The sequence below is a fragment of the Microcoleus sp. bin38.metabat.b11b12b14.051 genome (assembly GCF_013299165.1).
GTDB lineage: Bacteria > Cyanobacteriota > Cyanobacteriia > Cyanobacteriales > Microcoleaceae > Microcoleus.
In genome coordinates, this window is sequence record NZ_JAAFKD010000018.1 from 68277 (window position 1) to 85999 (window position 17723).

General features: G+C 45.5%; 13 protein-coding genes. All 13 read left to right on the forward strand.

All coding sequences use genetic code 11. The features are described from left to right. The first annotated feature begins 112 nt into the window (after positions 1–112). The 13 genes from QZW47_RS19295 to uvrC all read left to right on the forward strand — a co-directional run bounded on the left by QZW47_RS19295 (position 113) and on the right by uvrC (position 17613). Positions 113–400 (forward strand): hypothetical protein, encoded by a 288-nt coding sequence (locus QZW47_RS19295; protein ID WP_293129887.1) that lies wholly within the window; start codon positions 113–115, stop codon positions 398–400. A 724-nt stretch (positions 401–1124) separates the two neighbouring features. Then, positions 1125–1565, forward strand: coding sequence for an Hsp20/alpha crystallin family protein (locus tag QZW47_RS19300; RefSeq protein ID WP_293129890.1), 441 nt, complete (start codon positions 1125–1127; stop codon positions 1563–1565). Between the two features lie 154 nt (positions 1566–1719). Next, positions 1720–2037 (forward strand): hypothetical protein, encoded by a 318-nt coding sequence (locus QZW47_RS19305; RefSeq protein WP_293129893.1) that lies wholly within the window; start codon positions 1720–1722, stop codon positions 2035–2037. Between the two features lies 1 nt (position 2038). Next, positions 2039–2428, forward strand: coding sequence for a hypothetical protein (locus QZW47_RS19310; protein WP_293129896.1), 390 nt, complete (start codon positions 2039–2041; stop codon positions 2426–2428). 673 nt (positions 2429–3101) lie between these two features. Further along, the gene (locus tag QZW47_RS19315; protein WP_006634220.1) at positions 3102–3503 is read left to right on the forward strand and encodes a fasciclin domain-containing protein; all 402 of its coding nucleotides are present in this window, start codon (positions 3102–3104) and stop codon (positions 3501–3503) included. 203 nt (positions 3504–3706) lie between these two features. Continuing rightward, positions 3707–8857: a PAS domain S-box protein gene (locus tag QZW47_RS19320; RefSeq protein WP_293130072.1), complete on the forward strand. Its 5151-nt coding sequence runs from the start codon at positions 3707–3709 to the stop codon at positions 8855–8857. 391 nt (positions 8858–9248) lie between these two features. After that, entirely contained in the window at positions 9249–9476 is a 228-nt protein-coding gene (locus QZW47_RS19325; protein WP_293129903.1) for a hypothetical protein, read from the forward strand. 217 nt (positions 9477–9693) lie between these two features. Next, positions 9694–10776 carry an amino acid ABC transporter substrate-binding protein gene (locus tag QZW47_RS19330; RefSeq protein ID WP_293129906.1) on the forward strand — a complete coding sequence of 361 codons (1083 nt, stop codon included), beginning with the start codon at positions 9694–9696 and terminating at the stop codon, positions 10774–10776. Positions 10777–11122: 346 nt separating this feature from the next. After that, entirely contained in the window at positions 11123–12337 is a 1215-nt protein-coding gene (locus QZW47_RS19335; RefSeq protein ID WP_293129909.1) for an ABC transporter permease subunit, read from the forward strand. A gap of 40 nt (positions 12338–12377) precedes the next feature. Continuing rightward, complete coding sequence (locus tag QZW47_RS19340) at positions 12378–12977, forward strand: hypothetical protein (protein ID WP_293129912.1); 600 nt, start codon at positions 12378–12380, stop codon at positions 12975–12977. A 27-nt stretch (positions 12978–13004) separates the two neighbouring features. After that, positions 13005–14201: an amino acid ABC transporter permease gene (locus tag QZW47_RS19345; protein WP_293129916.1), complete on the forward strand. Its 1197-nt coding sequence runs from the start codon at positions 13005–13007 to the stop codon at positions 14199–14201. Between the two features lie 208 nt (positions 14202–14409). Then, positions 14410–15162, forward strand: coding sequence for an amino acid ABC transporter ATP-binding protein (locus tag QZW47_RS19350; protein ID WP_293129919.1), 753 nt, complete (start codon positions 14410–14412; stop codon positions 15160–15162). 363 nt (positions 15163–15525) lie between these two features. Continuing rightward, positions 15526–17613, forward strand: coding sequence for an excinuclease ABC subunit UvrC (gene uvrC / locus QZW47_RS19355; protein WP_293129922.1), 2088 nt, complete (start codon positions 15526–15528; stop codon positions 17611–17613). Positions 17614–17723: the final 110 nt, after the last annotated feature.

A 17723-nucleotide genomic window follows, 5' to 3' on the forward strand; every position in this document is an offset into this window, starting at 1 on the left:
TTTAAGATTTCTGACAGAGTTGGCCGCTGAGGGCGATCGCTGCCTATCGTAGAAAAGGACAAGTTTGTTTTACTTGCACCTTTCGGCAGTTTAGCTGAATTTACTGACTATTATGAGCATTTTTCCTAATTTTCTTCGCTCTTTACTCATAACGAGCCTGTTGAGCTTTGTAGCTCCCTTATTGTTAATCGGTGCCGGATTGACTAGCTGTTCGTTGCTTTGTCACGTGCCTGCCCTGCAAGCAGTCGGTCGTTCTGGAGAAGACCAGATTGTGCAGTTCTTAGCTACTTTCGGCAGCGGGTGTCCCCTCCAGGGATTTTTGGTGATTGGTCTAGCTTTTGGTTTGGTGGGTGCTTTGTTTGATACCTACGCTGCTTATCAGCATTCGCGGTGGAGTTAATTGTGTTTCGATTTGATAGCTGGGATTTGAGATTTTAGGTTGGGAATTCTACATTAAATCTAAAATCTCAAATTGCTGGGTTGCGGTGCGTCGAATCGTGCCACCTGCAATAATCTCCCCCAAAAACGGATATTTGCTTTCCCACAGGAGTCGTGGAAAGTGAAAAAAATCAGGTCGGAGTTCAATCTCCCAGATTCATCAGTAAAGTCTATTCTAAAATCTAAAATCTAAAATCTAAAATCTAAAGTCGAATCGTGCCACCTGCAATAATCTCCCCCAAAAACGGATATTTGCTTTCCCACAGGAGTCGTGGAAAGTGAAAAAAATCAGGTCGGAGTTCAATCTCCCAGATTCATCAGTAAAGTCTATTCTAAAATCTAAAATCTAAAATCTAAAATCTAAAGTCGAATCGTGCCACCTGCAATAATCTCCCCCAAAAACGGATATTTGCTTTCCCACAGGAGTCGTGGAAAGTGAAAAAAATCAGGTCGGAGTTCAATCTCCCAGATTCATCAGTAAAGTCTATTCTAAAATCTAAAATCTAAAATCTAAAATCTAAAATAGTTTGACTGGCTCAGCATTAACGATCGCAAATGTTCGGAAATGCGATCGGCAAATTCGAGAAAACCGAATTCCACACTTTCTGGATATTGAATATATTAGATACAGGTTGAATCAAGTGTTTCTCAACCTTTAGAAACTTAACAGATTCGAGGTATCAATTATGGCACTTATTCGTTGGGAACCTTTGCGAGAAATGGACTCCTTGCAGCGAGAAATGAATCGGTTGTTTGATAGCTTGACCCCGGCGACAGATCGCGCATCTAACAGTGTGGCTTTTGTACCACCCGCCGAACTAGATGACACTCCCGAAGCCATCCACCTTAAGTTAGAAATTCCCGGCATGGAAGCTAAGGATTTGGACGTACAAGTCACCGCAGAAGCTGTTGCAATTAGTGGCGAAAGGCGATCGGAAACCAAGACAGAAGATAAAGGCATGACTCGCTCTGAATTCCGCTACGGTTCCTTCCGCCGGGTGATTCCCCTACCCACACGGGTGCAAAATGACAGCGTACAAGCTGAGTACAAAAATGGGGTTTTGCACCTGAATTTGCCTAAGGCAGAAGCCGAAAAGAACCGCGTGGTTAAAGTTGAACTCAGCTAATCAATAATTGTTAGCTAATTGCTGATAGGGCGTGCGGCGCGCGCCCTATTTGCTTTGACGGACGGTGCGCGGTTCTGATTCTCCAACCGTGCTAAACTAAAATCAGCAATGGTTGGTGAGGAGACTGGCGTGCCAAGTCAGGGAGTTGGAGGAAATGGAACTGCATCGGAAGAGAGGAGACTTAACCGGCATGACTCGCGAAGAAGTCGATGACTTTTTGCGCGGACTGGGTGCAGAAATCAGACCGACCAAAGGTGGTTATCTTGAATACGAATTTGCCGATCGTTCGCGAGTCAATATTCGTACTGATGGTGAAGTTATACGCACCCCAGCACCTAGATACGGTTCTGATGGCAGAAGAATAAACAAAGGTTTACGTCTTGATAAAGACGGCAGCTTAGTCAAAACACGCGATGAGTTTGGCAACCAAATTCTGGGGACACACAATACGGGAGAAAAAGTGACGAATTAATATGCCGGATGACTACAACTTGCTTAATTTAGGTGGACTTACATCCCTCGTAACTAATGTCAATGTCAGTTTGTGGGGCAATGAAATTTTATTTGAATGTATTTACGATCCTACACGGGAGCGATTGCCTTATACTATCGTATTTCATGACTGCCGAGATATCAGTTGGGAGGTTTTTCATCCCGAAGATGTACAAGATCCAGAAGCTGATTTGATTGGTATTCATTTGGGTGAGGACGCGCACCGAAAAGCAGCTTTAATCCACACGGATATTTTTGAAATCTCAATTTTGTATGGCAGTTTCAGTATTCATAAGGGAGAGGATTTAAATTCAGAACTAGGAGAATTAGAAATAGAGGTTTTACAATCGCAAGCGCAAGCAGTCTTGTAGCAATTTAAATGAGTGATTGGAAGGACGACTATAACTTACTTGGCTTGGGTGGCTTGACCTCTTTAGTCACAAATATCAAGGTATTTTTTTGGGGAAACTAAGTATTAATCGATCGAATATGAGGTTTGTAGTGAGGACTTCAGTCCGCAAAAAAAGATAGGACTGAAGTCCTCACTACAAACCTTTTCCAACCAGGTTCCTAGGTTTTGGTATCACAGCCGCCAGCAGTATTGTAGCAATTTAAAAGTACCGCGCGGTTAAAGTGCAAATCCCTTATTAATATAGGATCTGTAAAATAACTATTATGAGGTTAGTAGTGAGGACTTCAGTCCGCAAAAAAATAGAGGACTTCACTCCTTAAGCAACTTTTTCCAACCAGGTTCGATCGTTCGGACTTCAGTCCGCAAAAAAATACAGGACTGAAGTCCTCACTACCAACGAATTACAGGTTCGATCGTTCGGACTTCAGTCCGCAAAAAAATACAGGACTGAAGTCCTCACTACCAACGAATTACAGGTTCGATCGTTCGGACTTCAGTCCGCAAAAAAATACAGGACTGAAGTCCTCACTACCAACGAATTACCAATTTTTTAACAAACACAGTAGGTATTGTTGCCCGCATCAGTTTACGATACTTAATAGAACTTTTTATCCTAGACGAGGTAGAGGACAATGCCTGATATTGTTGATATTGCCGTAGGTGCGGGCTCGTTCCAAACCCTGGTAACGGCGGTGCAAGTAGCTAATTTAGTAGACGCGCTCAAAAGTCCCGGCCCTTTCACTGTTTTTGCACCGACTGATGATGCTTTTGCGAAATTGCCGCCGGGAACTATCACAACCCTAGTGCAGAATGTTCCCCAACTGACTAGGATTTTGATGTTTCACGTCGTCTCTGGTAAGTTTATGAAGGCTGATTTGGCAAAACTCGGTTTTGTTACTTCTTTAGAAGGTTCCCCGATTAAAATTGATTGCTCTGACGGTTTCGAGGTGAAAAATGCTACTGTTGTCGCTGCTGATATCGAAGCTGACAACGGCGTCATCCACGTGATCGATAACGTGATTTTGATGGGATAATTTCGCCTTTAAACCTCGCTGCGGTAGCGAAGCAGGTGCCTTCTGCTGCCGCTTCGCGGACGATCGCGCTACTATTTTTTAGCAATTGAATGTAATATAAATATAAAAAAGTTGTTTTTTCGCCAGATGTATTTTAAGATGATTGTTTAAAAAAGTTTGAAAATGAATAATTATAATATAAGCAAACCAGTGTGGTGAGCACTATGCAAATCCTAGCCGCCAGCCTCAAAGCAAAAGTCCGCCAGCGTACCTGGGAACTGCAAGTTCTCCACGAACTTACGGAGAATGTACAAATTGCGGCGGTTGCTGATGAAATTTTGTCTGCGTGTATCGAATACATCGGGCGCCTGATTCCTGCTGAGACGATCCTCTTCGTTGGCGTAGCCCCCGTAGGGGCGGGCTTCGCTAACGCACTTTTGACTCTACCGGACGGTAGAATATACCTCGAACACTTGCAGCCGTTAACTGCACGGTCAAAATCTGAAATTGAAGCCTGCTTGCAAGCTGCCCGCCTGCAATGGCTGGCGGGAAATCGGGACTGGGCGCACAACCTCGCCGCCCCACCAATTGCTCAGTTTAAGTCGGTGTTGATGGCACCGGCTAACCAGGATGAAAGTGAAGAATTGTTGGGGGTATTTTTCATTGGTGCAGAGCAGGCAAATGCTTTTAATTTTGAACACCTTTGTTTGCTCCACACGGTGGCTCAAATATGTACTAAATCGCTAAATAATTTAGCATCTAAACAGACGGATGTCAAGGAGAAAACAGAAAATAATTTTGCCCTAGATTCCGCAAGCCAAGAGCTATTATTGCGGGCTTTGATGGAGGGTGCGCCGGACAGGGTTTTTGCCAAAGATCGAAATTTTAGATATATTTTTGTCAATCAAAGTTTTGCTGCCTATTTAGGAAAAAATATTGAAGAAATTATCGGCAAAGATGACATTGAATTAGGATTTTCAGCAGGAGCAGTATTTGGCGATCGCAATGGCTTTCTTAGGGGCATTCGCGAGGAAGATCGAGCTGTACTCGCCGGGGAGATGGTTCGCAATCCCCACGAGGCGATCGCCTTTGCAGGCGACAAACAGCAGGTTTTTGACACGCAAAAACTGCCGCTGCGCGATGCCGAGGGCAATATATTTGGGGTTTTGGGTATTTCTCGGGAGATTTCAGGATACTCGGCGGCAGAGGAAGCCCGGAATCAAAGCCAAGCCAAACTGCAAAAAATTACTGCTAGCGTACCGGGTACGGTATATCAAGTTGACTTGCATCCAGACGGCTCGATGGTGTTTTCGTTTGTCAGCGCGGGCTGTCGAGAATTGTATGAAATAGAACCCGAGGAGGCTCAGCAGGATATTCATGTAATTGTTGACATGATTTATCCCGAAGATCGAGATGGTTTTCACAATTCGGTGACGCTGGCTGCTGAAAATTTGCAGCCTTGGCGGTGGGAAGGTAGAATTGTCAGCCCGTCGGGAAAACTGAAATGGATTCAAGGGGATGCACAGCCGGAAATGCAAGCATCAGGGGCAGTAGTTTATTATGGCTTGTTCACGGATATTAGCGCCAGGAAACAAGCTGAGTTAAAACTGCAACTTTATCAAGAAATATTTTTAAAGTCCAATGATGCGATCGCCATTTTAGACCCGCAAGGCTATTACTTGGAAACAAATCAAGCTCACACGGCTTTGCTGGGTTACAGTCCATCGAAATTGTGGGGAAAAACCCCTGCTGCTCACATGGGAGAAGAGACATTTGCTTCGGTGATCCAAAGCTTGGCCGAAACTGGGAGTTACCGAGGCGAAATGACCTGTGTTAAGGCTTTAGAAGGGGGAACAGTTGAGGTAGAGCTTTCGGCTTTTGCGGTTCTTAATGATGCTGGGGATGTGGTTTGTTACGTCAGTGTTAAAAGGGACATCACCGAACGCAAGCGAGCTGAGGAAAAACTCAAACTTTACCGAGAAATATTTCTCAACTCCAACGATGCGATGGTGATTATCGATGCTGATGGGTTTTTTCTAGAACAAAATCGCGCCCATCAATCGCTGCTAGAATACACCGACGCAGAATTAGAAGCAGAAGCACCGCCGCTGGTGGCGGGGGAGCGCTTTTCGGCAATTTCCAAAAGTTTAGCGAAAAGGGGAAATTTTCGGGGAGAAATTACTAACTTTACTAAAAAAGGTCGCACTTTGGCGATCGACGTGGCTGCATACTCTGTGATTAATAACAGCGGTGATGTAATTTGTCACGTCTGCGTCAAGCGCGATATTACTGAACGCAAAAAAGGTGAAGAAGAACGGCAAAAATTTGTATCTTTGATTGAAAACAGCAGCGATTTTATCGGTATGGCTACTCTGGAAGGTCAAACGCTGTTTGTGAACGAAGCAGGACGAAAAATGGTGGGGTTAGAAAATCCTTCGGAAGTGCTTTATACGGAGATATGGGATTATATAGGTCAAGACTTTAAACGGGAATTTAGTAAAAAAATTCTGCCAATCATTATCAGTCAGGGTCAGTGGCAAGGAGAAGGTCAAATGCAGCACTTGCGGAGCGGCAAATCCATTGATGTGGTCATGAATGCTTTTATGGTGAAGCACCCTCAAAGCAATGAACCTCTGTGCTTTGCTGCGGTAATTCGCGATGTCACCGAACGCAAGCAAGCTGAGAAAATGCTGCGGGAACAAGCAGAACGGGAAAGGCTGGTTTCGGCGATCGCCCAGCGAGTCCGACAGTCCCTCAACCTGACTCAAACTCTGAGCACGGCTGTACAAGAAGTGCGGGAGTTGCTGGCAACGGATCGCACGGTAATTTATAGTTTTGATTCTGATGAAACTGGGGTTGTCGTTGTGGAATCTGTAGGCGAGCCTTGGATGCCGATGCTGGGGAGAAAACTTCAGGAGAAATCTTTTGGGGAAAGTTATACGTCGATGTACCGTGCTGGCAAAATTCAAGCAATTTCAGATATTTCTACGGCTAATTTGAGCGAGCTTCACCGAGATTTACTGGCGAGTTTGCAGGTAAGGGCGAATTTAGTTGTACCAATTTTTATCGGTGATGAAAGTCAGGAGTCGATCGCCCAAAATGTGCCGGAAAATCCTCGAATTTGGTCGCAGATCGAGACTTTGGCAACAAATCAAAATCGGTTGTGGGGATTGCTGGTTGCTCACCAGTGCAGCGGCCCGCGGGCTTGGACTGATTCTGAGGTGGATTTGCTAGGAAGGTTGAGCGTGCAGTTGGCGATCGCCATTCAGCAATCTACTCTGTTTGAGCAAGCGCAGCAAGCCCGAGAAGTCGCCCTCGAAGCGTCTCGAATGAAGTCGCTATTTTTAGCAAATATGAGTCACGAAATCCGCACTCCGATGAATGGAGTGATGGGGATGACCGATCTGCTGCTAAAAACAAATCTTACTCCCGAACAGCTAGACTTTGTGCAGACGCTGAAACTCAGCGGTCAAAATTTGCTGTCCATCATTAACGATATTCTCGACCTCTCCAAACTGGAAGCAGGAGAAATGCGCTTAGAAACGATCGAATTTGACCTCAGTATCTGTCTGGATGAAGTGCTGGATTTGTTGGCAACTCCGGCACAAGAAAAAGGTATAGAATTGGTAGCACTGATTGAGAGCGACGTGCCGCTACAAATTAGAGGAGATGCAGCGCGGTTGAGGCAAATCCTTACTAATTTAATTAACAATGCGATTAAGTTCACCGAAGCAGGAGAAGTAGTAATTGAGGTGTCTACAGGTCGGATTCCGGGGAGAGTTGTAGCGACGGAAGAGCGAAAGAAACTAGAAAATATCCAGCCGTTAAAACTCGGGATTAATCGCTCGCTGTTCCTGCTGTTTAAGGTGAGAGATACAGGTATTGGGATTGCGGCAGAAGACCAAAAAAAATTGTTTCAATCTTTTACTCAAGTAGATGCTTCTACTACTAGAAAGTACGGCGGTACAGGTCTGGGTCTGGCTATCTCTAAGCAGTTAGTAGAGCTGCTAGGGGGTGAAATTGGTGTGGAAAGTACCCCCGGCAAAGGCTCGACTTTTTGGTTTACAGTACCGGCAATTAAGGAAAATTTAACTGCTGCTGGGACAACGTGCCAAGTTAATTTGCAAACGGTGCTGGCGGGGCGGAAAATGTTGGTTGCTAGCGATAAGCCGACTGTGCGAAAAGTGCTGCGGAGAATGGCTGTTGTGTGGGGGATGGAAGTTGAGGAGGTGGAAAACGGTTGGATGGCGATCGCCTCTTTGTACAAAGCTGTCAGCGTTAATTGCCCTTACGATATTGTTTTGGTGGATATTCAGTTGCCAGAAATGGTGGCGGGAAGTATGGAACGTTTGATGATTGCTGAGCAGGCTATGCAGCAAACAAAGTGGGTGGTGCTGACTTCAATGACTCAGATATCTGAGGCGAAACGTTTGGTAGATATCGGTTTTAGCGGTTATTTAACTAAGCCTGTCAAGGCTCACCGACTGTTTGATTGCTTGGTGAATGCGATCGCCCCTGGTGAGGCGGTTGACTCGCCGCTAGCAAATCCCAGCGAAAATCCAGCCGTCCCTATTGACAACCGGCAGTTAGCAAGCTTAAAGATTTTGTTAGTTGAAGATACTCCGATCAATCAAAAAGTTGGTCTCAATCAACTCAAAGTTTTGGGATGTGCGGCGGATGTGGCGAATAACGGCGCAGAGGCGCTATCTATGCTGGCTATCAAAAAGTATGACATTGTGTTGATGGACTGTCAGATGCCGGTTTTGGACGGTTACGAAGCTACGCTGGAATTGCGCCGCATGGAAGCGACAGGCGCTGCGGCTGGTTCGAGGGAACCGGATCGCCAGACAACAGTGGTGATTGCGATGACGGCGAATGCTTTGAAGGGCGATCGGGAAAAGTGTCTGGCGGCGGGGATGGACGATTATATTAGCAAGCCGATTTCGATCGAAAACTTAAAATCTGTACTTGAAAATTGGTCGGTACAGTTAAAAATTGAAATTCCCAAGTTTCAGGGCGAGTTCGTCAAAAACTCTGCTCCGGATCTAGAATCAGTAGTTGATATGGCACGTTTGCGCGAAATTGCGGGCGCTGATTTAGACTTTGAGCGGGAAATACTGCAAGCTTTTGTGGTGGATACTGGCAGTTATTTAGAAGCTGCTAAGGGGGCGATCGCCTCTGGAGATTTGGATACACTGGTGCGCCGCGCGCATCAAATTAAAGGTGTCAGCGCTACGGCGGCGGTACGGTTAATGCCCGAGATGGCTGCACAGCTTCAAATCCTGGCCGAATCAAACGATTTGGAGGGGGCTAGCAAAATCATCGCTGAATTAGAAACAGTTTTGGCGGGGGTTCAAAAGTTGGTGGGTGAGTAAGGGGAGATGGGGAGAGGGGAGAAGGGGAGAGGGGGAGATGGGATTGTGAAATATGCAATTTCCATGCAGTACGGCTGAGTTAATTTTCTGGCTCTGTGGACTCTCAAACCCGATCGCCCCAAGCGGTTGCTGGTAGCCCGAGGGCTCAGTATGTAAAGATTATTAACTTTTTATCAAGATATTTATCTCTATGTGACGAGATTGGAAACTCTTATAACATCTTGTGTGTTGTAGCTTTTGACACTACTGTATTAAGTTATTATGGTCAAATATAAAATAATCATTAAGCCAATGACTCTTAGGGTGTTTTTCGTCTACAGGCTTGAAAAACCAAGAGCAGCTTCTGTCCCAACCAGCCCATTCAGTGCGTATTTACGCTCAACGAGGTTTTATGACTCCAGTGATGTTACGCCAACTCTGGTCATTGATTGAGACCACCCAAGCGACTCTGTTAGTCAATTTGGATGATGCCACCCTGGTACAGTGGCTGCTGAAGCAGATAAAGACTAGCTCTGCGCTTAATGGTAACGAAACAGATTTGTTGAACGAGTACATAGAATCTCGGCTGTCGTTAATCCGCGATTTAGCCGAGCAGCGCTTAGCACCAGAGCGCTTCTGAGTGGATTCTCATCAAAATTGGATGATAAATATCGCAGGAAAAGTCGATCGCCCGCAGCGGACAAAAAATAATAGGTCGTGAGCCGGTACACTTGTCAGGGTGCTGCACCGGGTTGAAAATAGTTAATTTGAATCCACAGCGTGTTCTATATTGTCAATCCCAACAGTTCTCGACAACTACAAGCTAGGATCGTCGAGAAAGCGTTCTACGAAAATTTATGCGTAAATGGGGATTTCTGTTGTTGGCAAGTGTGTTAGTTGTGGCACCACTAGCATCTTGTAGGGATCGATCGGCACCAGCCGGACAAACACCAGCTACAACTGCTGAAGGTAAATCGCAACAAGGGCCGAGTCGGATAGATACAATTGTCAGCCGCGGTAAACTGATTTGCGGCGTCAGCGGCGAACTGCCGGGTTTTAGTTTTGTAGACGAAAAAGGCAAATACTCAGGGTTGGATGTTGATGTTTGCAGGGCTGTGGCGGCGGCAATATTTGACGATCCCGAAAAAGTGGAGTACCGAAAGCTGAACGCCAAAGATAGATTTACAGTTTTGCAAGCCGGAGAAATCGACATTCTTAGCCGCAATACCACCTTCACGGCCAGCCGCGACAGCACTACCGGACTGGAATTTGCCCCAATTATCTTTTATGACTCTCAAAGCATTATGGTCAAAAAAGATAGTGGCATCAAAAGTTTAAAAGATTTTGCGGGCAAATCGATCTGCGTGCAAACGGGTACGAGCACCGAACAAAATTTGTCCGACCAAATGCGAAAATTAGGAGTTAAATACACTCCTGTGGTGTTTGAAGATGTAAATGCTACCTTTGCGACGTATCAAGAAGGTCGCTGTCAAGGTGTTACTGCCGATCGATCGCAATTGGTATCGAAGCGCACAACTCTACCGACTCCGGAGAATAATGTTGTTTTGCCGATCGTGATGTCAAAAGAACCGTTGGCGCCTGCGGTGAAAACCGGTGATGCGAAATGGGCGGATGCGGTGAGATGGATTATTTTTGCGGCGATTGAAGCTGAAGATTTGGGAATTAATTCAGCAAATGTAGACCAAACTGTGGCCAGCACTACAGACCCGAATGTCAAACGTTTGCTAGGAAAAGAAGGAGATTTAGGTAAAGGTTTCGGACTTCCGAACAACTTCGCCGTCAGTATTGTGAAGAAAGTGGGGAATTACGGGGAAATGTACGATCGCAACCTCGGCCCGAACAGTACACTTAAGCTAGACCGGGGTCAAAACAAACTCTGGAAAGATGGCGGTTTGATGTACTCGCCACCCTTCCGCTAATTTTAGGGCGATCCGATCCTAGAAAGTTGGGTAAAGCACTAGCATTACCCAACTGATAAGTAGCTCAATATCAACCAACTTAAATGTGTCATTGCGAGGAACGAAGCAATCGCCTGACTTTTTAGTTAAACTTAAATATGTCATTGCGAGGAATAAAGCAATCGCCTGACATTGGGAACAGCTTAGTTAAACTTAAATATTTTATTGCGAGAAACGCAGCAATCGCCAGCTAACAAACCGTAGGGTGCGTCAGGGTAAAAATTGTTAGTCTCCGATCAAAACATTTTGACCTGACGCACCCTACAATAAATACAGTTAGATATAGCTCGATCTACATTAAACAATTATGAATACAGAACCTCAACCGGGCCAATCCGAGAAATCATCGAAATTTCAAGATATATCAACTTGGCTGCGGGACGATCGCTTCTGGAAAATAGCCGGACAGGCGATCGCCCTGATCTTAGTAATCACAGTCATCGCGATTTTCTGGGACAACCTCAGCGCTAATTACGCACAACTGGGGATTGCATTTGGATTTGACTTTCTCAATTCCCAAGCATCCTTCGACATCGGCGAAAGCGTGATTCCCTACAGTCCCGAAAACAGTTACAAACAAGCTTATTTTGTCGGATTAATAAACTCGCTGCGCGTAATGGGTCTGGGGATTGTGTTCGCAACTATTGCGGGTTTGACCGTAGGAATTGCGCGCCTTTCGGACAATTGGCTGCTGCGGAATTTGGCAGCTTTGTACGTAGAAATCCTGCGAAATACGCCGTTATTGCTGCAATTATTTTTCTGGTATTTTGCAGTATTCATTTCCCTACCCAAACTGGAAGACAATCAACAGATGCGCGGCCCGATTTACTTGACAAATCGCGGCATTGCTGTACCTTGGCCTGCGCCTTTGCCAGGTTTTGAGATTTGGTTGATTTTGCTAACTGTGGGAGTTTTGGCTGCGGCGGGGCTGTGGATGTGGCGGGCGCGGGTGATGTTGGAACAAGCTAAGCCGGGAAGACAGTTATTTTGGGCTGCTGGCGCGATCGGCCTCAGTGCAATCTTAGCTGGAATTATCACCCAAAATCTACCTTTTCGCCTAGATTTCCCCCGCATCACACCAGCATTGCAACTCGAAGGAGGATTAAAACTAACTCCAGAATTTGCATCCTTGCTTACAGGACTCAGCTTGTATACTGGCAGTTACATTGCAGAAATTGTCCGCGCCGGAATTCAGTCAGTCTCCCGGGGCCAATGGGAAGCAGGAAAGTCTTTAGGGCTGAAATCTGGAACCCTGATGCGGATGGTAATTTTGCCGCAAGCCTTGCGGGTGATAGTGCCGCCTTTAACCAGTCAGTATCTGAATTTAGCGAAGAATTCCAGTTTAGCCGTGGCGGTGGCTTATCCCGATGTTTACTTTGTGGTGGGTTCTCCGACGCTGAATCAGACCGGTCGGGCGATCGAGACAATGCTAATTATTATGGGGACATACCTGATAATTAGTTTGATAATTTCTCTGTTCATGAATTGGTACAACAGCACGGTACAACTCAAAGAACGGTAAAAAGTTAATTATTTTTTTTACTGGCTAAAGGAGAAACAAAATGGCTTACAGTGACTTTAACTTAAGCAGCGTATTGAAAACATTTAAATTAAGTTATTCTGAAACCGCTGATTTATTTGCCAACGAACAGGAATTAGAAAGCAGTCCATCTCTCGCGGAAAATTTGCGGCGATATCTCCCGATAGCTGTCGGTAGCAATACAGAAAAATCGCGTTCTGAAATGATTATTGCGCCAGTATTATTAGAACTGAGAGCGCAATTACAAGATCAGATAGGTTTATTTTCAGGAATAGACTTTACTGTTAATCCTGAAATTGGTTTAAATGGGATGTGTGATTTTCTAATTACCCGTTCTCCAGAATTGCTAATTGTGAAATGCCCAGTAATTGCAATTGTCGAAGCCAAAAAAGAAAATATAAGTTCGGGATTAGGACAATGCGTGGCAGAAATGTTAGCGGCTCAAATATTCAACCAGCTAGAAGGCAAGGAAATTAAAGTAATTCTGGGAACTGTAACTACGGGAACAGTATGGAAATTTCTTAAGCTAGAAGGAACGGCCGTAGAAATTGACACTAGCGAGTATTTTCTGAGCAATATCAATAAAATTTTAGGGATTTTAGCAAGTGCAATGAGAAATTAACCACTAACCAATAACCACTAACAACTCATGGAAACTCACCCCATCTTACCGCCTCCCGGCACCGAATCGCCCACCCCTTGGAATTGGGCGCGCAAAAACTTATTTAGTACGTGGTACAACAGCATTCTGACAGTAGTTTGCCTGATTGTCGCCTTTCAAACTATCACAGGAATTATCGTTTGGGCAACTACAAAAGCTCAATGGCGGGTATTAGAAGCCAACTTGCCGCTATTTTTCGTCGGCAGATTTCCCAGCGAATCCTACTGGCGGCTGTGGATAGTAGCGGGAATAATTGCCTTATTGGGCGGTTTAACTTGGGGAAATATTCAGCGAGATGAACGTTTGTGGAATCAGCCTACACTGATTTTAGTCGGTGCTGCGGTTGTTGGTGCGGTCATTTCGCCGATCGACCTTACATCTCGCTTCTACCTCTTAGGAATTATTATCGCAGCGACTGCGGGGTATGTCGCCGCCAGACAAATCAACCCCAAAATCCTGGGTTGGATGCCCGGAATTTGGGCTCTTTCCTTCCCGCTGATTCTGTGGCTAATTAAAGGCGGGTTAGGTTTGAGAGAAGTCTCGACAAATGATTGGGGCGGTTTAGTGCTGACGCTGTTTTTAGCAATTATTAGTATTGTGCTGTCGTTTCCCTTGGGAGTATTGCTCGCCCTCGGGAGACAAAGTTCTTTGCCAGTCGTCAAACTGCTTTCAACATTGTACATCGAAATAGTCCGCGGCTTGCCATTAATTGGCATTTTGTTTTTAGGTCAAGTCATGCTGCAATTATTCTTGCCGCCCGAATATCCCAAATTAGATAGAGTGATTCGGGCGATCGCCGGATTAACATTATTCAGTGCAGCATACTTGGCAGAAAACGTCCGCGGAGGCTTGCAAGCCGTACCCAGGGGACAAATAGAAGCAGCAAAGTCGATCGGGCTAAACACACCCCTATTGACCATTCTGATTGTACTACCTCAAGCGTTGCGAACAGTCATTCCGGCGATCGGCGGTCAATTCATCGGATTATTCATGGATACATCGCTACTTTCCCTATTCGGAATGTTAGAATTAATCGGCATCTCCCGCGCCGTTTTAGCAAATCCATCCTACATCGGCAGGTACGCCGAAGTTTACATATTCGTCGGCATCATTTACTGGGTATTTTGCTACTCAATGTCACTCGCCAGCCGCAAAATAGAAAGAAGTTTAGAGAAGAGTCATTAGTCAGTTGTCATTGGTCATTGGTCATTGGTCATTAGTCATTGGTCAGTTGTTTGTAGGGGCGGGTTCACCAACAAAATAAAACTCCCAAGCCAAATATATATAAACCCGCCCCTCCCAACCCGAATATATAAAAACTCCCCCTCCGCTGAATTAGTCATCATTCAACAGTCATGACGCAAAAATTATCATTAATTTAAAAAACAAAACTATGCAAGATACACTAACAGTTCCCGAAACAGTCATCGTCGCAGAAAACGTCCATAAATGGTACGGACAATTTCACGTACTGCGTGGCGTCAGCATGAACGTCAACCGAGGCGAAGTTGTCGTCGTGATGGGGCCTTCAGGTTCCGGCAAATCGACGTTTATTCGTACTTTCAACGCTCTAGAGGCTTATCAACAGGGCAAAATTACGATCGACGGAATTGAACTTTCCCACGACTTGCGGAACATCGACAAAATTCGCCAAGAAGTAGGAATGGTATTTCAGCAATTCAACCTATTTCCCCACCTATCAGTCCTGCAAAACGTCATGCTAGCACCCGTATGGGTGCGCCGCTGGCCCAAGAAAAAAGCCGAAGAAGTGGCGATGCAACTGTTAGAAAGAGTAGGAATTTTGTCACAAGCACAAAAATATCCCGGACAGTTATCTGGCGGACAGCAGCAGCGAGTTGCTATTGCACGTTCCCTAGCAATGCAGCCGAAAATCATGCTATTTGACGAACCGACATCAGCATTAGACCCGGAAATGGTGCGGGAAGTTTTAGATGTGATGCGAAATTTGGCGAAAACAGGAATTACAATGGTAGTAGTAACTCACGAAGTCGGGTTTGCGCGCGAAGTAGCCGATCGCATTGTGCTAATGGATGGCGGCGTTTTAGTAGAAGAAGCCAGGCCAGAAGAGTTTTTCCAAAATCCGAAAGAAGAACGAACCCGCAAGTTTTTATCTCAGATATTGTAACAGTTGACAGTTGACAGTTGACAGTTGACAGTTAAACAAAGTTCGCCTTCACAGACAGCATTTTATCGAATGATAGAAATAGGTTCGTAGTGAGGACTTTAGTCCGCATAATGCCAGAGAAAAAAACTCATCACTAAAAAAATAAACAGGTTCGTAGTGAGGACTTTAGTCCGCATAATACCAGAAAAAAAACTCATCACTAAAAAAATAAACAGGTTCGTAGTGAGGACTTTAGTCCGCATAATATCAAAGGCCTAAAGTCCTCACTACGAACCCTTCTCGGGTTGTAATTTCTGATTCATTCCCTTGACTAGGATAACAGCGTTACAATAGTAGATATCAGCCATAAAATCTAAAATTTATATGCCGTCCACAAAAACGCTGCCGCTGATTAAAGATGCAGAACGCCTAGAAAGCCGCCTCAAAGAAATTCCGGCAGTTCCTGGTGTATACTTAATGCGAGACGAGAGCGATCACATCCTGTACATCGGTAAATCCAAAAAACTCCGAAACCGCGTCCGTTCCTACTTCCGCGAAAGCCAAAACCTCAGTCCGCGCATCGCGATGATGGTACAGCAAGTGCGCGAAATTGAATTCATCGCCACCGACACAGAAGCCGAAGCTTTAGCCCTAGAAGCCAACCTCGTAAAACAGCACCAACCTCACTTTAATGTCCTCCTCAAAGACGATAAAAAATATCCTTATTTGTGCATAACTTGGTCGGAACAATACCCGCGCATTTTCATCACCCGCAAACGCCGCGCAGGTAATGCCAAAGACCGCTACTACGGCCCCTACGTCGATACAGGCGCGCTGCGAACTACGCTGCATTTAATTAAGCGGATTTTCCCCCTGCGCCAGCGCCCTCAGCCGCTGTTTAAAGACCGTCCCTGCTTGAATTACGACATCGGCCGCTGCGTTGGCGTTTGTCAGGGACTAACTTCCCCAGAGGAATACCACAAAATAATTCAAAAAGTGGCGATGATTTTCCAGGGAAGGACTCAGGAATTGCTGGAGATTCTGGAACCGCAAATGGAACAAGCAGCAGAAGATTTGAACTTTGAAACGGCGGCCAGGATTCGCGACCAAATTAAAGGTTTGCAGTCTTTGAGTGCTGGTCAAAAAGTGTCTTTACCAGATGATACCGTTTCCAGAGATGCGATCGCCCTGGCAGCAGACGCGCAGCACGCTTGCGTTCAATTATTCCAGATTCGCGCCGGTCAATTAGTAGGCAGATTGGGATTTATGGCGGAGATACCCTCCCAACCGCCCCTTCCTAAGGAGACGCAAGAGTTGTCTCAATCCCTGATTAATGGGGGACAAGAATTATCTCAACTTGCTCTTTCCTCCCCCCCTTGGCAAGGGGGGGAACGAGGGGGGGTAGAGGCCGGGGCGATTTTGCAGCGGGTGTTGGAAGAACACTATCAAAATGTCGAATCCGTAGAAATTCCCAGCGAAATTTCTGTGCAGTACGACTTACCAGAAGCCGAAATATTAGCAGATTGGTTGAGCAACCGCAAGGGGCGAAAAGTAACGATTTTGACGCCGCAGCGCCAAACTAAGGCGGAGTTGATCGAGATGGTGGAACGGAATGCTGAGTATGAATTGGCGAGAATGCAAAAATTGGGCGATCGCAATTCTCAAGCAATGGAAGATTTAGCCGAAATCCTCGATTTGCCAGAACTACCGCACCGCATAGAAGGTTACGATATTTCCCATATCCAAGGTTCGGATGCAGTAGCTTCCCGCGTGGTATTTATTGACGGTTTACCCGCAAACCAACACTACCGCCATTACAAAATTAAAAATCCTGAAATTAAATCCGGTCATTCTGACGATTTTGCCAGTTTAGCAGAAGTTCTTGGTCGTCGATTTCGAGACAAGAAGGAAAAAGCAAGTTCGGCAACGAGCAATGTACGGGATTTAACGGATAGAAGAAAGAAGGAAGATGAATTGAGTAATGTAGGAGAACCGGAAGAAATTAGTAGTTTGTCTTCAGTTTCTCATACTATTTCTGACAAACCAGATTTAATTATGATAGATGGTGGTAAAGGCCAACTATCAGCAGTTGTGGCTGTTTTGCGCGAGATGAATTTGTTAGATGAGTTGCGGGTTGTCAGTTTGGCAAAGCAGCGAGAGGAGATATTTTTGCCTGGGGAATCTTTGCCGCTACCCACTAATTCTGAGCAACCGGGTGTACAATTACTGCGGCGGGTGCGGGATGAGGCGCACAGGTTTGCTGTGAGTTTTCACCGGGATCAAAGAAGTCAGAGAATGAAGCGATCGCGCTTAGATGAGATTCCGGGATTGGGACACCACCGCCAAAAACTGTTGTTAGCGCATTTTCGGTCGATCGACTATCTGCGTTTAGCAACTCCCGAACAGTTGGCGGAAGTTTCTGGAATTGGCCCGCGTCTGGCGCAGCAAATCTACGATTATTTCCATCCCTAAAGCCTTTTTAGCCTGGAAGAGGCGATCGGGCTACAAGCCCGATTCAGCAACTTTCAGGGATAAATCGAGAAATTTTGCACAGACCTATTGCAATTATCCGAAGCTTGTGG

Excerpts from the sequence above, each read along its gene's own strand:
- QZW47_RS19295 (WP_293129887.1), top strand. The coding sequence starts at position 113 with ATGAGCATTTTTCCTAATTTTCTTCGCTCTTTACTCATAACGAGCCTG.
- QZW47_RS19300 (WP_293129890.1), top strand. The coding sequence starts at position 1,125 with ATGGCACTTATTCGTTGGGAACCTTTGCGAGAAATGGACTCCTTGCAG.
- QZW47_RS19305 (WP_293129893.1), top strand. The coding sequence starts at position 1,720 with ATGGAACTGCATCGGAAGAGAGGAGACTTAACCGGCATGACTCGCGAA.
- QZW47_RS19310 (WP_293129896.1), top strand. The coding sequence starts at position 2,039 with ATGCCGGATGACTACAACTTGCTTAATTTAGGTGGACTTACATCCCTC.
- QZW47_RS19315 (WP_006634220.1), top strand. The coding sequence starts at position 3,102 with ATGCCTGATATTGTTGATATTGCCGTAGGTGCGGGCTCGTTCCAAACC.
- QZW47_RS19320 (WP_293130072.1), top strand. The coding sequence starts at position 3,707 with ATGCAAATCCTAGCCGCCAGCCTCAAAGCAAAAGTCCGCCAGCGTACC.
- QZW47_RS19325 (WP_293129903.1), top strand. The coding sequence starts at position 9,249 with ATGACTCCAGTGATGTTACGCCAACTCTGGTCATTGATTGAGACCACC.
- QZW47_RS19330 (WP_293129906.1), top strand. The coding sequence starts at position 9,694 with ATGCGTAAATGGGGATTTCTGTTGTTGGCAAGTGTGTTAGTTGTGGCA.
- QZW47_RS19335 (WP_293129909.1), top strand. The coding sequence starts at position 11,123 with ATGAATACAGAACCTCAACCGGGCCAATCCGAGAAATCATCGAAATTT.
- QZW47_RS19340 (WP_293129912.1), top strand. The coding sequence starts at position 12,378 with ATGGCTTACAGTGACTTTAACTTAAGCAGCGTATTGAAAACATTTAAA.
- QZW47_RS19345 (WP_293129916.1), top strand. The coding sequence starts at position 13,005 with ATGGAAACTCACCCCATCTTACCGCCTCCCGGCACCGAATCGCCCACC.
- QZW47_RS19350 (WP_293129919.1), top strand. The coding sequence starts at position 14,410 with ATGCAAGATACACTAACAGTTCCCGAAACAGTCATCGTCGCAGAAAAC.
- uvrC (WP_293129922.1), top strand. The coding sequence starts at position 15,526 with ATGCCGTCCACAAAAACGCTGCCGCTGATTAAAGATGCAGAACGCCTA.